Genomic DNA, 19,959 nt, shown 5'->3' with positions numbered 1-19,959 from the left:
TAGTTCAGGCGAATTTTTTAAATCGGAAAATCATTCTCATCATAAGAATGATTAGCAAATGTATCAATGAATTTGAAATATGGCAAAACAAGACTTAGATTGCATTACATTAGATCTGTTTGCTGATGAACGCCGCGTAGGGCGACCAAAATCAAATCCGTTGAGTCGAGAACAACAAATTCGCATTAATAAGCGTAATCAACTTCGCCGTGATCGCGCCTGTGGATTAAAGCGGATTGAATTGAAGTTACATACGCATTTAGTTCGGCAATTAGAAGAACGCGCGATACGACAAGGGCTCAGCCGAGCTGAACTCATTGAAAATATCTTACAAACTCATTTAAATATTCAATCAAAATAGGACAAAAAAATGGCTATCGTTGGTTTATTTTATGGTAGCGATACAGGTAATACTGAAAACATCGCGAAAATGATCCAAAAACAATTAGGTAATGAATTAGTTGATATTCGTGACATCGCTAAAAGTACAAAAGAAGATATCGAAGGCTACGATTTCTTATTATTCGGCATCCCGACTTGGTATTATGGTGAAGCTCAAGCGGACTGGGACGATTTCTTCCCTACTTTAGAAAGCATTGATTTCACAGACAAATTAGTAGCTATTTTTGGTTGCGGTGACCAAGAAGACTATGCCGATTATTTCTGCGATGCCATGGGAACCGTTCGCGATATCGTTGAAGCACGCGGTGCTATTATTGTGGGTCAAACTTCAACGGAAGGCTATACCTTTGAAGCATCAAAAGCACTCAATGATGAGAATACATTCGTAGGTTTATGTATCGATGAAGATCGTCAACCTGAATTAACTTCAGCGCGTGTTGAAAACTGGGTTAAACAAATTTACGATGAAATGTGTTTAGCTGAACTTGCATAAGGAGCTGGCAATGTCAGAAGAAAACATCAAGTTACTGAAAAAAGCGGGGTTAAAGATTACTGAACCACGCCTAACCATTTTGGCATTGATGCAAGAAAATCACATGCAACATTTTTCAGCGGAAGATGTGTACAAATTGCTGCTCAGCAAAGGGGAAGAAATTGGTTTAGCCACTGTCTATCGTGTTCTAAATCAATTTGACGAAGCCAAAATCTTGATGCGTCATAATTTTGAAGGCAATAAATCTGTTTTTGAATTAGCCCCTACCGAACACCATGATCACATCATTTGTATCGATTGCGGTAAGGTTTTTGAGTTCAACGATAAAGTTATCGAAGATCGCCAAAAAGAAATCAGTAAAGAGCATGGTATTCAATTAGAGACCCATAGCTTGTACTTATATGGTAAATGTACTGATATCGAAAAATGCGATAAATAATCAGTATAGTGGTTGAAATAAAAGGACTAAATTTTGTGTTTTGCAAGGTTTAGTCCTTTTAGTTTGAAACCCAAAAAAGATTTCAATTCACCCCACTCAACAACTTAACTTGCTCATTTACCCGCAATGTCACTTCATCAATCCCATTCTCGCATTTTATTCCCACATCAAAACCACAAGAATAAATTAAAAGAAAAATATTTTATTTTGAAACATTTTTCTTATTTTGTGATCTATATCACAGTTATTGTTCTCATTTTAAATTACCATTACCGCCAATGATTAAGTATTACTCATTCATCAATGAATTAATCAGAGACAAATTCTTTCAAACTGAAATTTATGAGGTTGTATTATGGAATACATCACACATGGCGCGGAATGGTTTATTGGACTGTTCCAAAAAGGTGGGGAAACCTTTGTCGGTATGATAATGGGGATCTTGCCATTACTTATCTCACTTCTTGTTGTTATGAATGCCTTGATTAAATTTGTTGGTCAAGAGCGTATTGAACGCCTAGCACAACGTAGTGCGGGCAACCCAATCTCTCGTTATTTGATTTTACCTGTTATTGGTACATTCGTTTTTTGCAATCCGATGACATTAAGTCTTGGTCGTTTTTTACCTGAATATTACAAACCAAGTTATTACGCGGCTGCATCTTATAGTTGCCACAGTATGAATGGTTTATTCCCACACATTAACCCAGGTGAATTATTTGTTTACCTTGGCATTGCAAACGGGTTAACCACGTTAGGTTTACCACTAGGTCCACTTGCAGTGAGCTATCTATTAGTGGGTATGGTGACCAATTTCTTCCGTGGTTGGATTACTGACTTTACCACAGCATTTTTTGAAAAACGCATGGGTATTACCTTAGATCGAACTGTTAATTTAAGTAAATAATTCAGTGTGGCGTTGAGCCAAGATAAAGATATTTGAGCATTGGCTCAACTCAAGCAGGAGTAACAAATTATGACTAAATCCATTTATATTGAAAAAGGTAATGGTGGTTGGGGTGGTCCTTTAACATTACCAATTATTGAAGGCAAAAAAATTCTTTATATGACTGCAGGCACTCGTCCAAGTATTGTTGACAAACTGGTGGAATTGACTGGGTGGGAAGCGGTAGATGGTTTCAAAAATGGCGAACCTGAAGCAGAAGAAATCGGTATTGCGATCATTGATTGCGGAGGTGTATTACGTTGTGGTTTATATCCAAAACGCCGTATTCCAACGATTAATATTCATGCCACCGGGAAATCAGGTCCGCTTGCGGAATTTATTGTGGAAGATATTTATGTTTCTGCAGTAAAAGACAACAACATCAAATTGATTGATGCAGATATTCCCCTTTCAGAACCTGCGTCAGCACCTAAAGTGGAAAAAAGTGCGGTCAAAGATTACGACAGTTCGAAAAAAATTACTGAACAAAGTGATGGTTTACTTGCGCGTATTGGTATGGGAATGGGATCTATCGTTGCTGTATTTTTCCAAGCGGGACGAGACACCATTGATACCGTATTAAAAACCATTCTGCCATTTATGGCATTCGTTTCCGCATTAATCGGGATCATCATCGCATCAGGCTTAGGTGACTGGATTGCACATGGTTTAACGCCACTTGCTAGCAGCCCTATTGGGTTAGTGACACTGGCTCTTATCTGCTCATTCCCATTACTTTCTCCATTCTTAGGGCCAGGGGCGGTCATTGCTCAAGTCATTGGTGTGCTTGTCGGGGTTCAAATCGGTTTAGGTAATATTCCACCCTCTCTTGCGCTGCCTGCATTATTTGCCATTAATGCGCAAGCTGCCTGTGACTTCATTCCGGTAGGACTTTCTATGGCGGAAGCTAAACAGGATACCGTTCGTGTCGGTGTACCTTCAGTATTAGTGAGCCGTTTCTTAACGGGCGCGCCAACAGTGTTAGTAGCTTGGGCGGTATCTGCCTTTATTTATCAATAAATAGCAAGGTGTGCTTACTCGCCCACCAATTCTAGAGCTCATAAGGAAAACAAAAATGACAATTCTTTATCAAACTCAATTTACTAAAGTAGGCAATTTCGCACGCGATGCGTTAGCAGAAAATATGTTGATCACCTTTAAACAAGGTGCACCTGCTGATTTAGAAGATTACTGCTTTATTCATAGCCACGGTGAACTTATCTCGGATTTACAAGTAGGCGATATTGCCGAATTTGATGGTGTCACTTATCCCATTACAGCGATTGGCGATGTAGCAAGCTTTAATTTGAAAGAACTGGGCCATGTCACTTGGCGATTTGATGGCGCAACCACGGCTGAATACCCAGGAACGATTCACGTACTTGGCGAAATACCAGGTGCGGTTAAAGAAAATAGCGTTTTGAAAATTAAACGTGCTGAATGATAGATTTTTATAAATTGAAAGGAAAATATTATGAATGATGTAAAAAAAGTTGCCGTTGTTGTTGGCGGCGGTCAAACCCTTGGTGCATTTTTATCGGAAGGACTTGCAGAGGCAGGTTACCGCGTCGTGGTGGCAGATTTAAATGGTGAAAATGCGAATAATGTTGCCGATACCATTAATCGTAAATATGGGAACGACAATGCTTTGGGCGTTCAAGTGGATGCAACAAATGAAACTAGCGTAGAAGCTTTAGCCAAAGCCACAGATGATAAATTCGGGCGAGTTGATTTGCTGGTTTATAGTGCAGGGACAGCAAAAGCCTCCCCGATTTGGGATTTTGAATTAAAAGATTTTAATGTGTCAGTCAATGTCAATTTAGTGGGGTATTTCTTGTCAGCCAAACACTTCTCCCGCTTGATGATCCGTGATGGAATAAAAGGTCGGATTATTCAAATTAACTCAAAATCAGGTAAAGTGGGTAGCAAATATAACTCAGGTTATAGTGCGGCAAAATTTGGTGGTGTCGGTTTAACACAATCTTTAGCATTGGACTTAGCGGATAAAGGCATTACCGTTCATTCCTTAATGTTAGGGAATTTATTAAAATCACCGATGTTCCAATCATTAATTCCGCAATACGCAGCCAAATTGGGTATTCCTGAAAGCGAAGTGGAACAAGTTTATATCGACAAAGTGCCGCTCAAACGCGGTTGTGATTACCAAGACGTGTTAAATGTTTTAAAATTCTATGCCAGTGAAGACGCCTCCTATTGTACGGGGCAATCGATTAATATTACTGGCGGTCAAGTGATGTTTTAATTAATATCGTTGGGCGGATAATCTCTTCCGCCCGATTTATTCTGGAGAATAGTAATGGAACTCTACTTAGATACGGCTGATGTCAAAATCATTGAAAAATTTCACCGCACTTTAGAGTCTGTTTATCTTTCAATAATAAGTTGTTTCATTTTGTGCGAATTAGCACTAATTTTTTCTTTTAACTTGTGAGATAATCTATGTCAAATGCAACAAATGTTTTTATTCTTTTAGCTATCATCGCTTGGGTACTACAAATTATACTGGGGTGGTGGCAAGTTAATCGTTTTAATCAAGCGTTTATGTTGCTGAGTAAGCAAGGAAATGTGGGGATAGGTCGAACTAAAGGACGGTTTAAAGCCAAAGTTGTCATTGCACTTGCTTTTAATGAGAATCGCTATGTTGTCGATAATATTGTAATGAAAGGATGGACGGTATTTTCAAAGCCGCAATCTATACCCGAATTAAATGGTTTGCATTATGATGAAATCGATCCGCAAGTGATTTTTCCGATGAATAAAAATGCGCAAGAAGCCCTTGCCGAAGCCATTCAAGTAAAATAATTTTGCAATGAAACCAAGAGAACGCCAACAAGCTATTTTAGATTATCTACAAATTCATGGGCGAACGCCTGTGGAACAACTTGCGGAACATTTTCAAACTACGGGAACAACTATCCGTAAAGATCTCACTGCATTAGAAAAGGACAATAAGGTTCTACGCACCTATGGTAGCGTAGTACTTACTCAAACCAGTGACGATATTGATTTACCCATTACAAATAAAACAACCATTAATGCAGCGGCTAAAATGAAAATCGGTAAAGCTGCAGCAGGGGTGATTCAAAATGGGGATTCCATCATAATGGATCAAGGCAGTACAGTACTTCAAATCGTCCCTAATCTCACGCATTTTGAAAACCTAACCATAATGACTAATAGCCTGCATATTATTAATGCCTTAACATCACTCAATACGGATTTTGAGTTATTAATGTGTGGGGGGACGTATCGGGCTAAATCAGGATCTTTTCACGGTATTTTGGCTGAAAGTGCGGTGGAAAAATTTAGTTTTGACAAATTGTTTATTGGCACTGACGGTTTTGACTTAAATATCGGCTTGACAACATTTAATGAAGTTCATGGTGTAAGTAAAGCGATGTGTCATGCCGCACGTGAAATCATCGTTTTAACAGACTCGACCAAATTTAATCGCCGCAGCCCGAATATTGTGTGTCCATTAGAAAAAATCACTACCGTGATTACAGACAGCAATATCAAAGATGAAATTCATCAAGCATTAATTGCAAAAGGTATTAAAGTCATTATCGCAGAATAGCTGAATTACTGATCAAAAATAGGCATAGCAGAAGAAAACTCTACTATGCCTTTTTCATTAAGATCAATTCTTATTTTTCAAAGTATGACGATATTTTAAATGTACCGTGATGAAAATGAGCATGGCTATAATGCCGATTAAGGATCCCACAAAACCAATATAGTGTAAGCCGAAATGTTGCATAACTTGGTTGCCAATTAATGCGCCACCGCCAATACCGATATTGTAGATACCCGAAAAAATCGCGGTTGCCACATCGGTAGCATCTGGGGCAAGTTGTAATACACGCATTTGCAAGCCTAATGTCATGGCTGAAATACCAATTCCCCAAATAAATACCAAGCAGAACATGGCTACACTGTAATCACTTACAATGTAAAGCAAAAACAAGGCGCCGGCGATAATACCTGAAGCGACTGTGATAAATTTCGCCGGGAAAAAACGGTAAATTCGTCCAAACAAGAAGCTGGCGGCAAAACCGGCCAACCCGAAAATCAGTAAGACGGCTGTCGCGGTATTTTCGCCCATGTTGCTGATATTCTTAACAAATGGTTCGATATAGCTATAAGCCGTAAAATGAGCGGAAACGATGATCATCGTCACTAAATAGACGCCAATTAATAGCGGTCGTTTCGCTAAAAGTGGCAAACTAGATAGGGAACCCGCATTTTTACTTGGCAAGTGCGGAAGTAGTTTGGCAAGAATTAACATGATAATAAATGCTGCGCCACCAATCACCGCAAAAGTCGCGCGCCAGCCCAGCCATTGTCCGATAATTCGTCCTAAAGGTAGCCCTAGAACCATTGCCATCGCAGACCCCATGGCGATCATCCCTAATGCTTGGGTTTGTTTGCCTTTTGGCGCAACGCGCATGGCAAGAGACGCAGTAATCGCCCAAAAGACCGAATGCGCAAAAGCAATGCCCATGCGTGAAATCAATAATACCCAGTAATTCCATGCAAATACGGATAAAACATGGCTTGCCACAAAAAGTAAAAATAATTTCAAGAGTAGGCTGCGGCGTTCTAACGTGGATGTGGCTAGCATTAAGGGTAAAGATGCCAGCGAAACAATCCACGCATAAACGGTGATCATTAATCCCACTTGTTGAACTTCCATATTAAAGCCTGCGGCGATATCAGAAAGCAACGCGACCGGGACAAATTCTGTGGTGTTAAAAATAAACGCGGCAAATGCCATTGCCGCGACCCGAAAATAACCTAGGCGTTCAAGTTTTTTGTGTTTTTGCATTATTTCAATTTCTCTCTAATAAATTCTTTTAATTGATCACGAAAAGTGCGGTTAAATTTCACTTTATATTGTGGTGATTTACAATCACCAAAGAAATGCACGGGTAATCTTAACGCATCGTAACGTGCATCATTGACTGAGATTTCTGAATTGACATTACATTGCCCATGAACTAAATCAATATCGCCCACACTGCGTACCACAAAACGCGGATGAATTAATTCTGTCGCTTTAATTTGAAGTCTTGTTGGTTCCCAATAAAAATGCGTGACAAGATGCTCAAATCGAGTCATTGTTTTTTCCTGAGAAAGTTTATCTTCATCGTAATTTATCGGCGCGTATTGGCGAATTAATTCCAATAAATTCAAACCATTTACAGTCCCTTCGGTGATGTCAGCTAATATTTCACCTTGATAAGGTAAAAAATTCTTGGCCAACAACTGCACTTTCGTCTCTACTTTGCCGGTCACTAAAACAGGAATATTAAATGTCTCTAAGAAAGGCTGGACAGAAAGTTGCTTTCCTATTAATTGGAATGTGTTCGGCGAGAAAAATAAGTCGGCTTTTTCTCCATTTAACCCAATTAATTTTAAAGTTCCTTCTGTATCAGCCCAATCGATCCATCCGTCCACATGACTAAATTGCAACTGATTCAATGCCAAATCTGTTCGCACTTGATAACGCGACTCGAGCCAATTTAATGCCCCATTTTTTGCGTAAAAATTCAACTGTTGAGTGTTAAATAAACGTTTATTCTTCAGTTCCAATTCCGCTTGAAGATTGCGCCAATTTAACGCATTTTGAGCAGTCGTTAATTGCTCAATTTGTAGCTTAAATTGGTCATTTTCACCATTCAATGCCGAAAAAACTACGCTCATCTTAGGTAGCAATGTAACCCCAGATTCCCCCATTTTATATTGTTCAATCAATGTGGGAAGTTGAGTGAGTGACAACTGAGTTGGTTTAATAGTGCTATTGATGTTTTTTAGCAATAGAACTGCTTCACGCCATAATGCCCCATTTTCTATTTGAATCATCGACACTTCAGGCTCACCTTGCAGGACTTCCCACCAATTCAACTGAATACTCAGCCGATCTGCAGTGAGTTGATTATGCACGTTAATAGCATATTCCACGTTTTGTAATGACAAACGGGGGGAGGGAAAAAGTCCTAGAGAAAATTGTTCAACTCGCACAGACTTATTGTGCAAAAGCGCGGTTAATTTATCTTCTATTTTGCCTTTTTGTACCAATACAAAAGTAAAAAAGGCTAGAGCCACCACGAGTAACCCTATGCCTAATTTTTTCATCATATTATTGATCCTGATTAATCCGACTTGCTACCGCACTTTGCTGATTTTTATATTTCGCATCTTGGCGCGCGTTGTAAGGGCGTGCGGCGTGTCCGCTGAGAATTTCAAAACTCAAGGCACCGATAATCATATTTGGACGTAACGCTAACGGTAATTTACCTGAGTTATAAAACTCTAACACAATTTTGCCTTCCCAACCCGGGTCAATGCGATGGGCAGTAACGTGCACCATTAATCCTAGGCGCGCCAAAGAAGAACGCCCATCCAGCCAGCCGATAATATTCGCAGGCAACTTAACGCTTTCCATCGTAGTCGCGAGTGCCAGTTCCCCCGGGTGTAAAAAGAAAGGTTCATCATCACCAATAATAATTTCATCGCTCATGACGCGCTCTAATTGTGCGCTCACTTCTTCACGCGGCCCACTCACATCAATATAAGGCGCGGAATATTCACGGAACACGCGGAAAGAATTACCTAGACGTAAATCAATGGTTGCGCCATTAATTTTGCTATTATCCGGACGTGGGGAAATGGTAATAATGCCGTTATCTAAATATTGTTCAATATCCGTATCACATAATCTCATAGCACGCTCCTATTTGCCCAACAATTTTAAAATTTGCGCTTTTAACATTTCAATGGCAACACGATTTTTACCACCACGAGGAATCACCACATCCGCATATTGTTTGCTTGGTTCAATAAATTGCAAAAACATCGGACGCACTGTGGCGCGATATTGCTCAATCACGGATTCCATCGAACGACCGCGTTCCACCATATCTCGTTGTAAACGGCGAATAAAACAAATATCCAATGGCGTATCCACAAACACTGACATTGCCAATTCTTTACGCACGCGTTCATCCGTTAATAATAAAATCCCTTCCACAATCACAATCTTACGCGGCTCAAAATGAGTAATTTCGTTGGTTCGCGTATGTTCAGAATAGCTGTAAACAGGGATATCAACGGCTTTTCCTGCTTTTAATGATTTCAAATGCTCAATCAATAAATCGCGATCCATGGAGTTCGGATGGTCATAATTGGTTTTGGTACGGGTTTCAAAATCCAAATGGCTTTGATCTTTGTAATAGCTGTCTTCGGCAATAATTCCAATCTCTTCACAACCTAATTCTTCGCAAAGCTCGCGATGAACCGTGTGAGCAATAGAGCTCTTACCTGACGCAGACGCGCCTGTAATACCAATAATGATGCAGGATGAATTTGACATAGTGTATCTCGATTTACTTAAAATTAGGCGGAATTATAGTGGACTTTCGGGCGTTTTCATAGGGTTAAGAAGAAAAGTGCGGTGAAAAACATTAGGACACCGCACTTGAACATTATCTACTCATATTCCTCTAACCAACGCAACAAAATTGCTTCAAGGATTTTTTCGTTACTGGCTTCGGGGTTATCGTCAAACCCTTCAAGTTCGCAAATCCAGCGATGCATATCCGTAAAACGAACAGTTTTCGGATCTAAATCAGGATCGCGGTCATAAAGCATTTCCGCAATTTCTTGTGCATCCGTCCATTTCATTAGTGCGCCGCCTCATTTGCGTGATTAATATTATATTTTGGAATTTCCACCACCAAATCTTCATCGCCAATCACACATTGACAAGATAAACGACTGTCCATTTCTAAGCCCCAAGCCTTATCGAGCATATCTTCTTCTTGATCGCTGGTTTCATTTAAACTGTCAAAGCCTTCGCGGATAATCACATGGCACGTTGTACAAGCACAAGAACCATCGCAAGCGTGATGAATTTCCACCCCGGCATGATGGGCAACTTCGAGTAAATTATCCCCTGCCGCCGCATCTACAACCATACCTTCAGGGCAAAATTCTTCATTGGGTAAAAAAACAACTTTTGGCATAACACTTTCCTATTAAAAAATTACAAATTATCTACCGATTTTCCTGCCAAGGCTTGACGAATAGATTTATCCATTCGGCGTGCGGCAAACTCTTGTGTTGCTTGATCAAGAGCTTTAATGCCTTGTTTAATTGCCAACATATCTGAACCTTGTTGCAATTGATCCAAGGAAACTAACGCTGTTTTCACCGCACTTAACTCTTGAGCATTCAATAAATCTTGATCATGATCGAGTGCGGCAAGTACCGCTTCAATCACACGGCGAGCTTCAACGCGCTGCTCTGCCAATAAACGGGCATCAATATCTTGTTTGGCATTTTCCATGGATGATTTTAACATTTGTGTAATTTCATCATCCGTTAAACCATAAGATGGCTTCACTTGAATAGATGATTGCACGCCCGTTGATTTTTCCATTGCCGTAACGCTCAATAAACCATCTGCATCCACTTGATAAGTAACACGAATATGCGCCGCCCCTGCTGCCATCGCTGGAATTCCACGTAAGGTAAAACGTGCCAAAGAACGGCAGTCATCCACCATTTCACGTTCCCCTTGCACAATATGCACCGACATTGCCGTTTGGCCGTCTTTAAATGTCGTAAATTCTTGCGCACGTGCTACAGGAATGGTGGTATTGCGTGGAATAATTTTTTCCACTAAACCGCCCATGGTTTCAATGCCTAGAGATAGCGGAATCACATCAAGCAACAACATTTCGCTATCAGGCTTATTACCAACCAAAATATCCGCTTGAATGGCTGCGCCTAAGGCGACCACTTTATCAGGATCAATGCTGGTTAAGGGGGTTTTACCAAAAAATGCCCCCACTTGCTCGCGCACATAAGGCACTCGGGTCGAACCGCCCACCATCACCACTTCACGCACATCTTCGGCGGAAATCCCTGCATCTTTTAACGCACGGCGACAAGCTAACAATGAACGCTTAACCAAATTAGAAATCAACGCATTAAATTCATCGCGACTGATTTCGCCTTGCCAATCTTCATAAGAAATCACCGCACTTTGGCTGTCCGTTAAAGCGATTTTAATCTGCGTTGCTAACTCAATGAGTTGGCGTCTTTGCTGTTCCGTTTGCGCCTGAATACCTGATTTTTCAGCAATCCAATCTGCTAATAAATGGTCGAAATCGTCACCACCCAATGCCGTATCGCCGCCTGTTGCCAAGACCTCAAAGACGCCTTTTGACAAGCGCAAGATGGAAATATCAAAGGTTCCACCGCCTAAATCATAAACTGCAATAATCCCTTCTTGACCGCTATCTAAACCATAAGCAATGGCTGCCGCCGTGGGTTCATTGAGCAAACGTAATACATTTAAGCCCGCTAATTTAGCCGCATCTTTTGTACTTTGGCGTTGTGCATCGTCAAAATAAGCAGGAACGGTGATAACCGCACCTTGTAATTCGCCACCCAAGCGTTTCTCCGCAAGTGCGGTTAATTTTTTCAGAATTTCACTGGAAACTTCAATAGGGCTGACCGCCACGTTGTTTGCCACAATCAACGGCAACCCATTTTCTGTCTGTGCAAAATCATAGGGCAAATTCGGGTAACGTTGCTGCACATCCGCAAGGCTGCGCCCAATCAAACGCTTCACTGAAATAAGAGTATTTTTCGGATCCTGTGCTGCCAAACAACCTGCTTCATAGCCCACGGTGATCTCATTGCCATAGTGCACAATAGACGGGGTCAGCGGTCGTTCTTGTTCGTCTAATAAAATAGTCGGTTGTCCGCTACGCACAGCGGCAACAAGGCTATTTGTCGTTCCAAGATCAATACCGATTGCCAATTTATGTTGATGTGGTGCTGCGCTTTGTCCCGGCTCAGCGATTTGAAGTAATGCCATATTTATCTCTTTTAAATTTCTTGTTTATGCTTTTGAATAATTTGTTCAAAAGTCAAACGATAATAATACCAATAATATTCTCTAAATGGTAAATCATTAATTATCAACCAAGGCTTATATGCTGTATTAAAATGTAAAATAAGCGGTATATTCGCTGGACGATGAATAAAATGAGACAAGTCATTCTTGTTATAAAGATACTCTGCCCCCACTAAATAATTTATATTATTATTTAATTCCAGCCACTTACCTTTAAATAAAAGGTTAAGTACTTCTTGGTCGCCATCCCTAAGTTCTTCCGAATATTTATCTGTAATATTTAATGCCAGTTGAGGAATATTCTGTTCATGCCATAATTTTGTATTAATAAGTAAAACACCTGCATTGAACATTCCCTCATTTTGATAAAAATTATGTGCCAAATCATCTAAAGATCCAGCAACAAAATAATCCGTTAGATCAATATCAAATAAAAATTCAAGAGACCCATTCACAACCAAATCTGAATCTAAATAAAGCACATTTCTGTCATTAATTACTTCAGAGATAAAATATCTAAAATAGGTTGTTTCTGAATTGATATGTTCATAAGTTTTATATTTTTCTAATTGATAATTTACTTTTACATCAAAAAGAAAAGAATTAACCTGTACTAAAAAATGATTTACATAATCAAACCATTCAGGTGAAATATCTTTATTTAATAAATAAAAATCAATATTTCTATTATGAAAACAAACTGACTTAATAGTTGTTAAAACTTTATCCGTATAACGTTCATTTGCTGCTAAAAATATTGTTTGTTTGTTTGTTTGTTTGTTTGTTTGTTTGTTTGTTTGTTTGTTTGTTTGTTTGTTTGCATTGTGTATTGACTTACTTATAAAGAAAAGAATTTTTCTTCTAACTGAGAAATATTTTCTGTGAGCTTTCGAATAAAACGTAAATTATCGACCAATTGTGACGCATCTTGCCAATTTTGCGCGGAAAGTGCGGTAGAAATTTCTGTTAAAAATTCGCGTTCTGTCGTTTCAACTTCTGCAGAAAAATCCATTAACTGAGAGAGATCTTGTGCCTGTTCGATCTCTTCCAAACGCTCACGCCATTCCATTTGTTGCATTAAAAATGCCATATCATGGTGGCGAGTTTGTTCCAAATCTTTCTGTTCGCCTGTATGAATAGCAATAATCGCATCTGCTCGACTAATCGGATCTTTGAGAACCTGTAATGCATCATTAATTTCCGCAGATTTTTGCATTGCCAAACGTTGTTCTTGTGGTGAACAATGGGCAAAATTATCGGGATGAAGGGATTTTTGTAACGACAAATAACGACTTGAAAGCAAGTCGTTATTTAGTTGGAAATCCACAGGTAGATCAAAAAGTGTAAAAGGATTGTTCATATTCAATTACACACTAAAACTCTCACCGCAACCGCATTGATCTTTCACATTCGGGTTGGTGAATTTAAATCCTTCATTTAGCCCTTCTTTAACAAAATCAAGTTGCGTTCCGTTGAGATAGACTAAACTTTTGGTATCCACAATCACTTTAACGCCATCTTGTTCAAAAACATTGTCATCGGCATTTAATTCATCAACAAACTCAAGTACATAGGCTAAGCCGGAGCAACCTGATGTTTTGATCCCTAAACGTAAGCCAATACCTTTACCACGACTGTCTAAACATTTTTTTACGTGTGCCGCGGCACTTGAACTCATGCTAATGGAATAGGTGCCTGTATTTTCTGCTTCTTGTGAATGAAGTTGTTCCGCTGTCATAATTATTGGCCTTGTTTTGCTTTATAGTCTGCAATCGCTGCTTTGATCGCATCTTCCGCTAAGATTGAACAATGCACTTTCACCGGTGGCAATTCAAGTTCTTCAGCAATCTGGCTATTTTTAATTGCGCCTGCTTCATCTAAAGATTTTCCTTTCACCCATTCGGTAATTAATGAGCTTGACGCAATCGCCGAACCACAACCATAGGTTTTGAATTTTGCATCTTCGATAATGCCTGCTTCATTAACTTTAATTTGTAATTGCATGACATCACCACAAGCCGGTGCGCCTACCATTCCTGTGCCAACGTCTGCCGCTTTTTTGTCCATTGCCCCAACATTACGTGGGTTTTCATAATGATCTAGAAGTTTTTCGCTATATGCCATGTTTACTTTCCTTTAAATTTATGGGTGGGCAATTCCCACCCTTGCATTTATGTTTAAAGATAAAATTAATGCGCTGCCCATTCGATAGTATTCAGATCAATGCCTTCTTTATACATATCCCAAAGTGGCGATAAATCTCTTAATTTTTGCACCGCACTTTTCATTAAACTGATGGTGTAATCAATTTCTTCTTCGGTGGTATAACGTCCTAAACTAAAACGAATAGAACTGTGTGCTAATTCATCATTTAAGCCCAGCGCGCGCAATACATAAGATGGCTCAAGGCTTGCTGAAGTACAAGCAGAACCTGATGAAACAGCAATATCACGCAATGCCATCATCAAACTTTCACCTTCAACATAGTTAAAGCTGATATTTAAGTTATTATCTAAACGATGTTCCATTGAACCGTTCACATAGGTTTCTTCAATATCTTTTAAGCCATTATATAAACGATCGCGCAATGCTTTTAAGCGTGGCATTTCGGTTGCCATTTCTTCTTTACAAATACGATAGGCTTCGCCCATGCCGACAATTTGATGCACAGGCAATGTGCCCGAGCGCATACCGCGTTCGTGACCACCACCGTGAATAATCGCTTCCAAACGAATACGTGGCTTACGGCGTACATATAATGCCCCAATCCCTTTCGGCCCATAAAGTTTATGGCTTGACATGGATAATAAATCCACGGGCAATTCTGCTAGGTTAATTTCAACTTTGCCAACACTTTGAGTCGCATCCGTATGGAAAATCACTTTATTGGCACGACAAATTTCGCCAATGGTTTTAATGTCTTGAATCACACCGATTTCATTATTGGCGTGCATAATAGACACTAAAATCGTATCCGGACGAATGGCGGCTTTGAATTCTTCAATATCAATTAAACCGTCTGATTTCGGTGCAAGATAGGTCACTTCAAAGCCTTCACGCTCTAATTGACGACAAGTATCCAACACCGCTTTGTGTTCTGTTTTACACGTAATAATGTGCTTACCTTTCGTTTGGTAGAAATGGGCTGCCCCTTTGATCGCAAGGTTATCCGCTTCGGTTGCACCGGATGTAAATACGATCTCGCGGCTATCCGCACCAATTAAATCGGCAATTTGGTTACGCGCAATATCAACGGCTTCTTCCGCTTGCCAGCCAAATTTATGTGAACGCGAAGCAGGGTTACCAAAAGTGCCATCAATGGTTAAAAATTCCATCATTTTTTTCGCAACACGTTCATCAACCGGACAAGTTGCGGCATAATCTAAATAAATTGGTAGTTTCATCTTATTCTCTTAACTATTTACAACTAATAAATCATCAAAATCTTTGTGTCCGTGATGACCTTTGCGGACTTTATGTTTATTCACTAGCTCAGCCAACGTAATTTCATCCAAAAAGCTCTCAATACGATGACTTAAATCTTCCCATAAATGGTGAGTTAAACATTCTTGTCCATTTTGACAATTTCCATGTCCTAAACAGCGTGTCACCGCAATTTTTTCATTCACGGCATTGACAACCATTCCAATTGAGATTTTATCGGCTGATTGACCTAAACAATATCCACCGCCCGGACCACGCACGCTTTTGACCAATCCATGACGGCGTAATTTTGCAAATAGCTGTTCTAAATACGATAGCGAAATATTCTGACGTTCAGAAATTTCTGCCAAAGTAACGGGGCCGTCCGCGCCAAATAGTGCAATATCTAAAATTGCGGTCACTGCATAACGACCTTTTGACGTGAGTTTCATTATACTTTCCTTTTAAAAATCAAGTGTCTCTAGTTTACATAACCTATTAATTTAATCAACTATATTTCCGACTTTATTTTAGGGCTTTTTCTACCGTACTTAACATACCGCGTAAAATGTTGAGTTCATTTTTTTCTACTTGAGCGCGATGATAAAGCCGTCTTAATTTTTGCATAACACCTTGATTATGAATAAATTTTAACCTTGTATAAAGTTGTTCGGTATGCTGATAGAAATATTCTAATTCCTGCGCTGTTGCTAATGTATCGACATTTGTATCGACATTATCTATTGTTGAAACAGGCAAACTTTGTTGATGTAAAAAGGCCATTCTGAGTTCATAACAAACTAATTGCACCGCCATCGCTAAATTCAACGAAGAATAATCGGGATTAGCCGGAATTGTGAGATGATAATGACATTTTAATAATTCTTCATTCGTTAATCCCACACGTTCACGCCCAAAAACAAGGGCAATTTGACCGCACTTTGACGCCTGAATGACTTTTTCACCACATTCTCTTGGCTCAATTAAGGTATTTTGTAAATGACGCAAACGCGCGCTTGTGCCAATGACTAAAGAACAATCGGCGACTGCATCATTAAAGTGCGGTACAATTTTCGCATTTTTCAGCACATCATCCGCTCCTGCAGATAAGGCAATCGCTTGCTCATCAATGGCTTGCTTGGGATTCACTAAATATAAATGGCTTAATCCCATGGTTTTCATCGCTCTCGCTGCTGAACCAATATTGCCAGAGTGAGAGGTTTCTATCAGCACAATTCTGATGTTACTTAACATGTTATTCAGATATTGAGTAAAAATTGTGGGTATTCTACCACAATACCCATAAAAGTCAGTCGGATTCTTCATTTTTTCAGTAGAAATTTCGAGTAAAAATCACTATAATACGCCCGATTTATACATAGGCTTAGCCTATATCGTTCTTTTCACAATTTATCTAATGGACACATTATGAACCCAATGTTAAATATCGCTATTCGCGCAGCGCGTAAAGCCGGCAATATCATTGCCAAAAGTTATGAACACCTTGATGGTATTCAAACATCATCAAAAGGTAACAATGATTTTGTTACAAATGTAGATAAAGCGGCTGAAGCTGCAATTATTGAAACGATTCGTGCATCTTACCCTGATCATACTATCATCGCTGAAGAAAGCGGTGCGTTAGAAGGTAAAGATAAAGATACGCAATGGGTGATTGATCCATTAGATGGCACCACCAACTTTATCAAAGGTTTTCCACATTTTTCTGTTTCCATTGCCATTCGTGTAAAAGGCCGCACGGAAGTAGGTGTGGTTTACGATCCAATTAAAAATGAACTTTTCACTGCGGTTCGCGGACAAGGTGCAAAATTAAATGAACTGCGTTTACGTGTTGCTGAAAAACGTGATTTGCAAGGTTGTATCGTTGCAACAGGTTTTCCATTCAAACAACAAAAACTGATGCCTTCACAATTTGCTATGATGACATCTCTCGCAGAAAGTGCAGCTGACTTCCGCCGTACCGGATCAGCCGCCTTAGATTTATGTTATGTTGCCGCAGGTCGTGTTGATGCCTATTTCGAAATGGGATTAAAACCTTGGGATATTGCCGCTGGTGAGTTTATTGCACGTGAAGCCGGTGCATTGGCTTGCGATTTCAATGGGGGTCATAGTTTCTTAAAAGATGGTCACATTGTTGTTGCCACACCGCGTGTTGTTAAAGAAATGCTGACAAAAATCCAACCGCACTTTAACGAATAAAATCAAAATTGGTTAAGGATGAGAAATCATCCTTAACCACTATGTTCTATAATACTTTTGATTTCTCATCAAACTGTTCTAACCACATCGTTAATGCGGCAAGGCTCGGATCGTAAGCTTCATTAAGTTCATTGATCCAATGAGATACTTGGCTTTCCCACTCAGGTAAATCTTCTTGCTGAATAAGAGAAGCTAACGTTTGAATTTTTCTTAGCCCCAAACTGGCGGCTGCCCCTTTAAGTTTATGCGCATGAGAAATAAAATCCTCTTTTGATATTTGATGATCTAAGAAAGCTTGATATGTTTGACAAAGCTTGATCCCCTTCTCACAAAATTCATTTTGGAATAAGCGAATATTAGCAAGAAATGTTTCTACCGAAATAAAATCCAGTAACTCATGGACAAACTTGTAATCAATAAGCTCAGGGAAGTGACTTAATTTCTCATCTAAACGAGCGGAATTTGAAATAACATTAAGATCATCAGCAAAATACTTCGTTAAACAATGTGTTAATGCGACAACATCCAATGGTTTTGTTAACACATCATCCATTCCTTGTGCTAAATATGCCGTTTTATTCTGCATAACATTCGCCGTTAATGCAATTAAAGGCGGCAAATAATCATAAACGCCATTCTCATATTTCTCTCTAAAATATTGCGCAATCGCAAACCCTGTCATATCCGGCAATTGAATATCTAAAAATACTAAATCATAGTTTTTGCTCTCAAATTTCGCTATTGCATCTTTTCCATTCATGGCAACATCAACGTTAAAACCAAGCTTTTCTAATACTGATTTAGCGACAATAATATTCAATTCAATATCTTCAACCAGCAAAACAGATAAACCTGAAGTAATTGGCGCTAAGACCATTTTATTAACAGGATTTTGTACTTCTTCAGCATAAATAGTTAAAGTAAATGTTGAGCCCCCCCCTAATTGACTAACAACGGTTAAATCCCCCTTCATAAGATGTGCTATCGTTTTAGAGATCGCAAGCCCAATACCACTGCCGGCAGGTTTATGCTGATTCTTTTTCACCTGATAATACATGGTAAAAATATTCTCTATGTCAGATTCGGGGATACCTTGCCCTGAATCAATCACAGAAAATTGATATTGATTTTGTGCTATATGTTGGATGTCTAAAATGATCTCGCCCTGGCTGGTAAACTTTATAGCATTGCTAAGCAAATTCCATAGTACTTGGCTCAAACGTGTACCATCTAGCATTAAAAAACGCGGTAAATCCTGACCGCACTTTAAACTAAAATGAAGCTTTTTTTGCATTGCCATAAATTGTCCAATATTCGCAATATTGCCAATTAACGCATGAAAATCTGTTTCCTGTTGATAAAGTTCAATACGATTAGCATCAATTTTCTCTAGATCAATAATGTCATTAAATATATGCCCTAATGATACGGCACTAAAACTAATTGTCTCTAGGTAATTACGTTGTTCATCAGTCAGATTTGTATCAAGTAAAATTCGACTTAACCCCACAATACCATTAAGTGGCGTTCTTAATTCATGGCTAATGGTAGCTAACAATGTTGTTTTATCTTGATTCGCTTGTGCTAAACGTTGCTCAGCTAGGAGGCGTTCTTGCACTTCTTGTCGTAGTTTTGTTACTGATTTTGACAAGCTCAAACGGGAAAGCTCTAATTTTTCAACGAGCAAGGTGAAAAAATAAATCACAAAAGGTGCAGAAATTAAACCGAAAGAAATAGAATAAATCAAACTTTGCCAGTGAATCTCACCGACAAAAATAAAACTAAAAAAAATATGCGTACAGAGAGCTAAAGTTGCTAAAACCACAAAGCCCAATAAAGAAAATCGCCAACGTCCTAGTTTGATAACCCAATCTACGTATTTTTGCGCAAAATAACGAATATTCTTCATCTCATCTACCTATTAAATTCGTTTTAAGGATATTCGATGATTTTATCAGGTCTTTGGTTACATAGCTAATATCCAAATAGCAAAAGCCCGAGTATTTCTACTCGGGCTTCTCTCTATACCTACCTGGCGGTGACCTACTCTCACATGGGAAATTCCCACACTACCATCGGCGTTA

At 39.2% G+C, this 19,959-nt stretch carries 25 protein-coding genes; 10 read left to right on the top strand and 15 right to left on the bottom strand.

What is annotated here, in order from left to right:
• The first annotated feature begins 79 nt into the window (after positions 1-79).
• The 9 genes from ybfE to srlR all read left to right on the top strand — a co-directional run bounded on the left by ybfE (position 80) and on the right by srlR (position 5,878).
• Positions 80-361 carry a LexA regulated protein gene (gene ybfE, locus E7T07_RS02905; RefSeq protein WP_135709433.1) on the top strand — a complete coding sequence of 94 codons (282 nt, stop codon included), beginning with the start codon at positions 80-82 and terminating at the stop codon, positions 359-361.
• A 9-nt stretch (positions 362-370) separates the two neighbouring features.
• A complete protein-coding gene (fldA, locus tag E7T07_RS02900; RefSeq protein ID WP_135709432.1) occupies positions 371-895 on the top strand; it encodes a flavodoxin FldA in 525 nt (174 codons plus the stop codon).
• A 10-nt stretch (positions 896-905) separates the two neighbouring features.
• Positions 906-1,334 (top strand): ferric iron uptake transcriptional regulator, encoded by a 429-nt coding sequence (fur, locus tag E7T07_RS02895; RefSeq protein ID WP_135709431.1) that lies wholly within the window; start codon positions 906-908, stop codon positions 1,332-1,334.
• Positions 1,335-1,686: 352 nt separating this feature from the next.
• On the top strand, positions 1,687-2,241 hold the full coding sequence (gene srlA / locus E7T07_RS02890) for a PTS glucitol/sorbitol transporter subunit IIC (protein ID WP_135709430.1): 555 nt from the start codon (positions 1,687-1,689) through the stop codon (positions 2,239-2,241).
• A 69-nt stretch (positions 2,242-2,310) separates the two neighbouring features.
• Entirely contained in the window at positions 2,311-3,300 is a 990-nt protein-coding gene (srlE, locus tag E7T07_RS02885; RefSeq protein ID WP_135709429.1) for a PTS glucitol/sorbitol transporter subunit IIB, read from the top strand.
• A gap of 55 nt (positions 3,301-3,355) precedes the next feature.
• Positions 3,356-3,724, top strand: coding sequence for a PTS glucitol/sorbitol transporter subunit IIA (gene srlB / locus E7T07_RS02880; protein WP_135709428.1), 369 nt, complete (start codon positions 3,356-3,358; stop codon positions 3,722-3,724).
• Between the two features lie 30 nt (positions 3,725-3,754).
• The gene (srlD, locus tag E7T07_RS02875) at positions 3,755-4,543 is read left to right on the top strand and encodes a sorbitol-6-phosphate dehydrogenase (protein WP_135709427.1); all 789 of its coding nucleotides are present in this window, start codon (positions 3,755-3,757) and stop codon (positions 4,541-4,543) included.
• A gap of 197 nt (positions 4,544-4,740) precedes the next feature.
• Entirely contained in the window at positions 4,741-5,103 is a 363-nt protein-coding gene (gutM, locus tag E7T07_RS02870; RefSeq protein WP_135709426.1) for a transcriptional regulator GutM, read from the top strand.
• A gap of 7 nt (positions 5,104-5,110) precedes the next feature.
• Positions 5,111-5,878: a glucitol operon DNA-binding transcriptional repressor SrlR gene (gene srlR / locus E7T07_RS02865; protein ID WP_135709425.1), complete on the top strand. Its 768-nt coding sequence runs from the start codon at positions 5,111-5,113 to the stop codon at positions 5,876-5,878.
• Between the two features lie 63 nt (positions 5,879-5,941).
• Here the strand turns inward: srlR and E7T07_RS02860 are convergent, their stop codons facing one another.
• From E7T07_RS02860 to trmJ, 14 genes are all read right to left on the bottom strand, one after another.
• Entirely contained in the window at positions 5,942-7,129 is a 1,188-nt protein-coding gene (locus E7T07_RS02860; RefSeq protein ID WP_135709424.1) for a sugar transporter, read from the bottom strand.
• Positions 7,129-8,442 (bottom strand): hypothetical protein, encoded by a 1,314-nt coding sequence (locus E7T07_RS02855; RefSeq protein WP_135709423.1) that lies wholly within the window; start codon positions 8,440-8,442, stop codon positions 7,129-7,131. The genes E7T07_RS02860 and E7T07_RS02855 overlap by 1 nt, the downstream gene beginning before the upstream one ends.
• Position 8,443: 1 nt before the next feature.
• Positions 8,444-9,028, bottom strand: a complete 585-nt coding sequence (gene dcd / locus E7T07_RS02850; protein ID WP_135709422.1) for a dCTP deaminase — start codon at positions 9,026-9,028, stop codon at positions 8,444-8,446.
• 9 nt (positions 9,029-9,037) lie between these two features.
• On the bottom strand, positions 9,038-9,676 hold the full coding sequence (gene udk, locus E7T07_RS02845; RefSeq protein ID WP_135709421.1) for a uridine kinase: 639 nt from the start codon (positions 9,674-9,676) through the stop codon (positions 9,038-9,040).
• A 116-nt stretch (positions 9,677-9,792) separates the two neighbouring features.
• Positions 9,793-9,987 (bottom strand): Fe-S cluster assembly protein IscX, encoded by a 195-nt coding sequence (gene iscX / locus E7T07_RS02840; RefSeq protein WP_135709420.1) that lies wholly within the window; start codon positions 9,985-9,987, stop codon positions 9,793-9,795.
• Positions 9,987-10,328 carry an ISC system 2Fe-2S type ferredoxin gene (gene fdx, locus E7T07_RS02835; RefSeq protein ID WP_135709419.1) on the bottom strand — a complete coding sequence of 114 codons (342 nt, stop codon included), beginning with the start codon at positions 10,326-10,328 and terminating at the stop codon, positions 9,987-9,989. Before fdx ends, iscX begins: the two co-directional genes overlap by 1 nt.
• A 20-nt stretch (positions 10,329-10,348) precedes the next feature.
• A complete protein-coding gene (gene hscA / locus E7T07_RS02830) occupies positions 10,349-12,193 on the bottom strand; it encodes a Fe-S protein assembly chaperone HscA (RefSeq protein WP_135709418.1) in 1,845 nt (614 codons plus the stop codon).
• Positions 12,194-12,204: 11 nt separating this feature from the next.
• A complete protein-coding gene (locus E7T07_RS02825) occupies positions 12,205-12,990 on the bottom strand; it encodes a glycosyltransferase family 8 protein (protein WP_281279604.1) in 786 nt (261 codons plus the stop codon).
• 80 nt (positions 12,991-13,070) lie between these two features.
• Positions 13,071-13,592, bottom strand: a complete 522-nt coding sequence (hscB, locus tag E7T07_RS02820) for a Fe-S protein assembly co-chaperone HscB (protein WP_135709416.1) — start codon at positions 13,590-13,592, stop codon at positions 13,071-13,073.
• A gap of 6 nt (positions 13,593-13,598) precedes the next feature.
• Positions 13,599-13,910 carry an iron-sulfur cluster assembly protein IscA gene (gene iscA, locus E7T07_RS02815; RefSeq protein WP_407061364.1) on the bottom strand — a complete coding sequence of 104 codons (312 nt, stop codon included), beginning with the start codon at positions 13,908-13,910 and terminating at the stop codon, positions 13,599-13,601.
• A gap of 62 nt (positions 13,911-13,972) precedes the next feature.
• Positions 13,973-14,356 (bottom strand): Fe-S cluster assembly scaffold IscU, encoded by a 384-nt coding sequence (gene iscU, locus E7T07_RS02810; RefSeq protein WP_135709414.1) that lies wholly within the window; start codon positions 14,354-14,356, stop codon positions 13,973-13,975.
• 65 nt (positions 14,357-14,421) lie between these two features.
• Entirely contained in the window at positions 14,422-15,636 is a 1,215-nt protein-coding gene (locus E7T07_RS02805; RefSeq protein WP_135709413.1) for an IscS subfamily cysteine desulfurase, read from the bottom strand.
• A gap of 9 nt (positions 15,637-15,645) precedes the next feature.
• Positions 15,646-16,107, bottom strand: a complete 462-nt coding sequence (gene iscR, locus E7T07_RS02800) for a Fe-S cluster assembly transcriptional regulator IscR (protein WP_135709412.1) — start codon at positions 16,105-16,107, stop codon at positions 15,646-15,648.
• Positions 16,108-16,180: 73 nt separating this feature from the next.
• On the bottom strand, positions 16,181-16,909 hold the full coding sequence (trmJ, locus tag E7T07_RS02795; protein ID WP_135709411.1) for a tRNA (cytosine(32)/uridine(32)-2'-O)-methyltransferase TrmJ: 729 nt from the start codon (positions 16,907-16,909) through the stop codon (positions 16,181-16,183).
• Positions 16,910-17,083: 174 nt separating this feature from the next.
• Here trmJ and suhB point away from each other — a divergent pair, with 174 nt between their 5' ends.
• On the top strand, positions 17,084-17,875 hold the full coding sequence (gene suhB / locus E7T07_RS02790; protein ID WP_135709410.1) for an inositol-1-monophosphatase: 792 nt from the start codon (positions 17,084-17,086) through the stop codon (positions 17,873-17,875).
• Positions 17,876-17,921: 46 nt separating this feature from the next.
• Here suhB and E7T07_RS02785 read toward each other — a convergent pair whose 3' ends face one another.
• Positions 17,922-19,784, bottom strand: coding sequence for an ATP-binding protein (locus tag E7T07_RS02785; protein WP_135709409.1), 1,863 nt, complete (start codon positions 19,782-19,784; stop codon positions 17,922-17,924).
• Between the last annotated feature and the right edge of the window lie 175 nt (positions 19,785-19,959).

Source organism: Actinobacillus porcinus, assembly GCF_901764995.1.
Taxonomy (GTDB): Bacteria; Pseudomonadota; Gammaproteobacteria; order Enterobacterales; family Pasteurellaceae; genus Exercitatus; species Exercitatus porcinus.
The sequence above is the reverse complement of the archived record's forward strand: the minus strand, read 5'-3'. Positions and strand labels throughout refer to the sequence as shown.

Coding starts and splice junctions, on each gene's coding strand:
- hscA (WP_135709418.1), bottom strand. CDS start 12,193: ATGGCATTACTTCAAATCGCTGAGCCGGGACAAAGCGCAGCACCACAT.
- E7T07_RS02855 (WP_135709423.1), bottom strand. CDS start 8,442: ATGATGAAAAAATTAGGCATAGGGTTACTCGTGGTGGCTCTAGCCTTT.
- E7T07_RS02805 (WP_135709413.1), bottom strand. CDS start 15,636: ATGAAACTACCAATTTATTTAGATTATGCCGCAACTTGTCCGGTTGAT.
- srlB (WP_135709428.1), top strand. CDS start 3,356: ATGACAATTCTTTATCAAACTCAATTTACTAAAGTAGGCAATTTCGCA.
- fur (WP_135709431.1), top strand. CDS start 906: ATGTCAGAAGAAAACATCAAGTTACTGAAAAAAGCGGGGTTAAAGATT.
- srlE (WP_135709429.1), top strand. CDS start 2,311: ATGACTAAATCCATTTATATTGAAAAAGGTAATGGTGGTTGGGGTGGT.
- iscU (WP_135709414.1), bottom strand. CDS start 14,356: ATGGCATATAGCGAAAAACTTCTAGATCATTATGAAAACCCACGTAAT.
- srlR (WP_135709425.1), top strand. CDS start 5,111: ATGAAACCAAGAGAACGCCAACAAGCTATTTTAGATTATCTACAAATT.
- iscR (WP_135709412.1), bottom strand. CDS start 16,107: ATGAAACTCACGTCAAAAGGTCGTTATGCAGTGACCGCAATTTTAGAT.
- suhB (WP_135709410.1), top strand. CDS start 17,084: ATGAACCCAATGTTAAATATCGCTATTCGCGCAGCGCGTAAAGCCGGC.
- srlD (WP_135709427.1), top strand. CDS start 3,755: ATGAATGATGTAAAAAAAGTTGCCGTTGTTGTTGGCGGCGGTCAAACC.
- ybfE (WP_135709433.1), top strand. CDS start 80: ATGGCAAAACAAGACTTAGATTGCATTACATTAGATCTGTTTGCTGAT.
- E7T07_RS02785 (WP_135709409.1), bottom strand. CDS start 19,784: ATGAAGAATATTCGTTATTTTGCGCAAAAATACGTAGATTGGGTTATC.
- iscX (WP_135709420.1), bottom strand. CDS start 9,987: ATGAAATGGACGGATGCACAAGAAATTGCGGAAATGCTTTATGACCGC.
- fldA (WP_135709432.1), top strand. CDS start 371: ATGGCTATCGTTGGTTTATTTTATGGTAGCGATACAGGTAATACTGAA.
- fdx (WP_135709419.1), bottom strand. CDS start 10,328: ATGCCAAAAGTTGTTTTTTTACCCAATGAAGAATTTTGCCCTGAAGGT.
- dcd (WP_135709422.1), bottom strand. CDS start 9,028: ATGAGATTATGTGATACGGATATTGAACAATATTTAGATAACGGCATT.
- E7T07_RS02860 (WP_135709424.1), bottom strand. CDS start 7,129: ATGCAAAAACACAAAAAACTTGAACGCCTAGGTTATTTTCGGGTCGCG.
- udk (WP_135709421.1), bottom strand. CDS start 9,676: ATGTCAAATTCATCCTGCATCATTATTGGTATTACAGGCGCGTCTGCG.
- gutM (WP_135709426.1), top strand. CDS start 4,741: ATGTCAAATGCAACAAATGTTTTTATTCTTTTAGCTATCATCGCTTGG.
- hscB (WP_135709416.1), bottom strand. CDS start 13,592: ATGAACAATCCTTTTACACTTTTTGATCTACCTGTGGATTTCCAACTA.
- iscA (WP_407061364.1), bottom strand. CDS start 13,910: ATGAGTTCAAGTGCCGCGGCACACGTAAAAAAATGTTTAGACAGTCGT.
- trmJ (WP_135709411.1), bottom strand. CDS start 16,909: ATGTTAAGTAACATCAGAATTGTGCTGATAGAAACCTCTCACTCTGGC.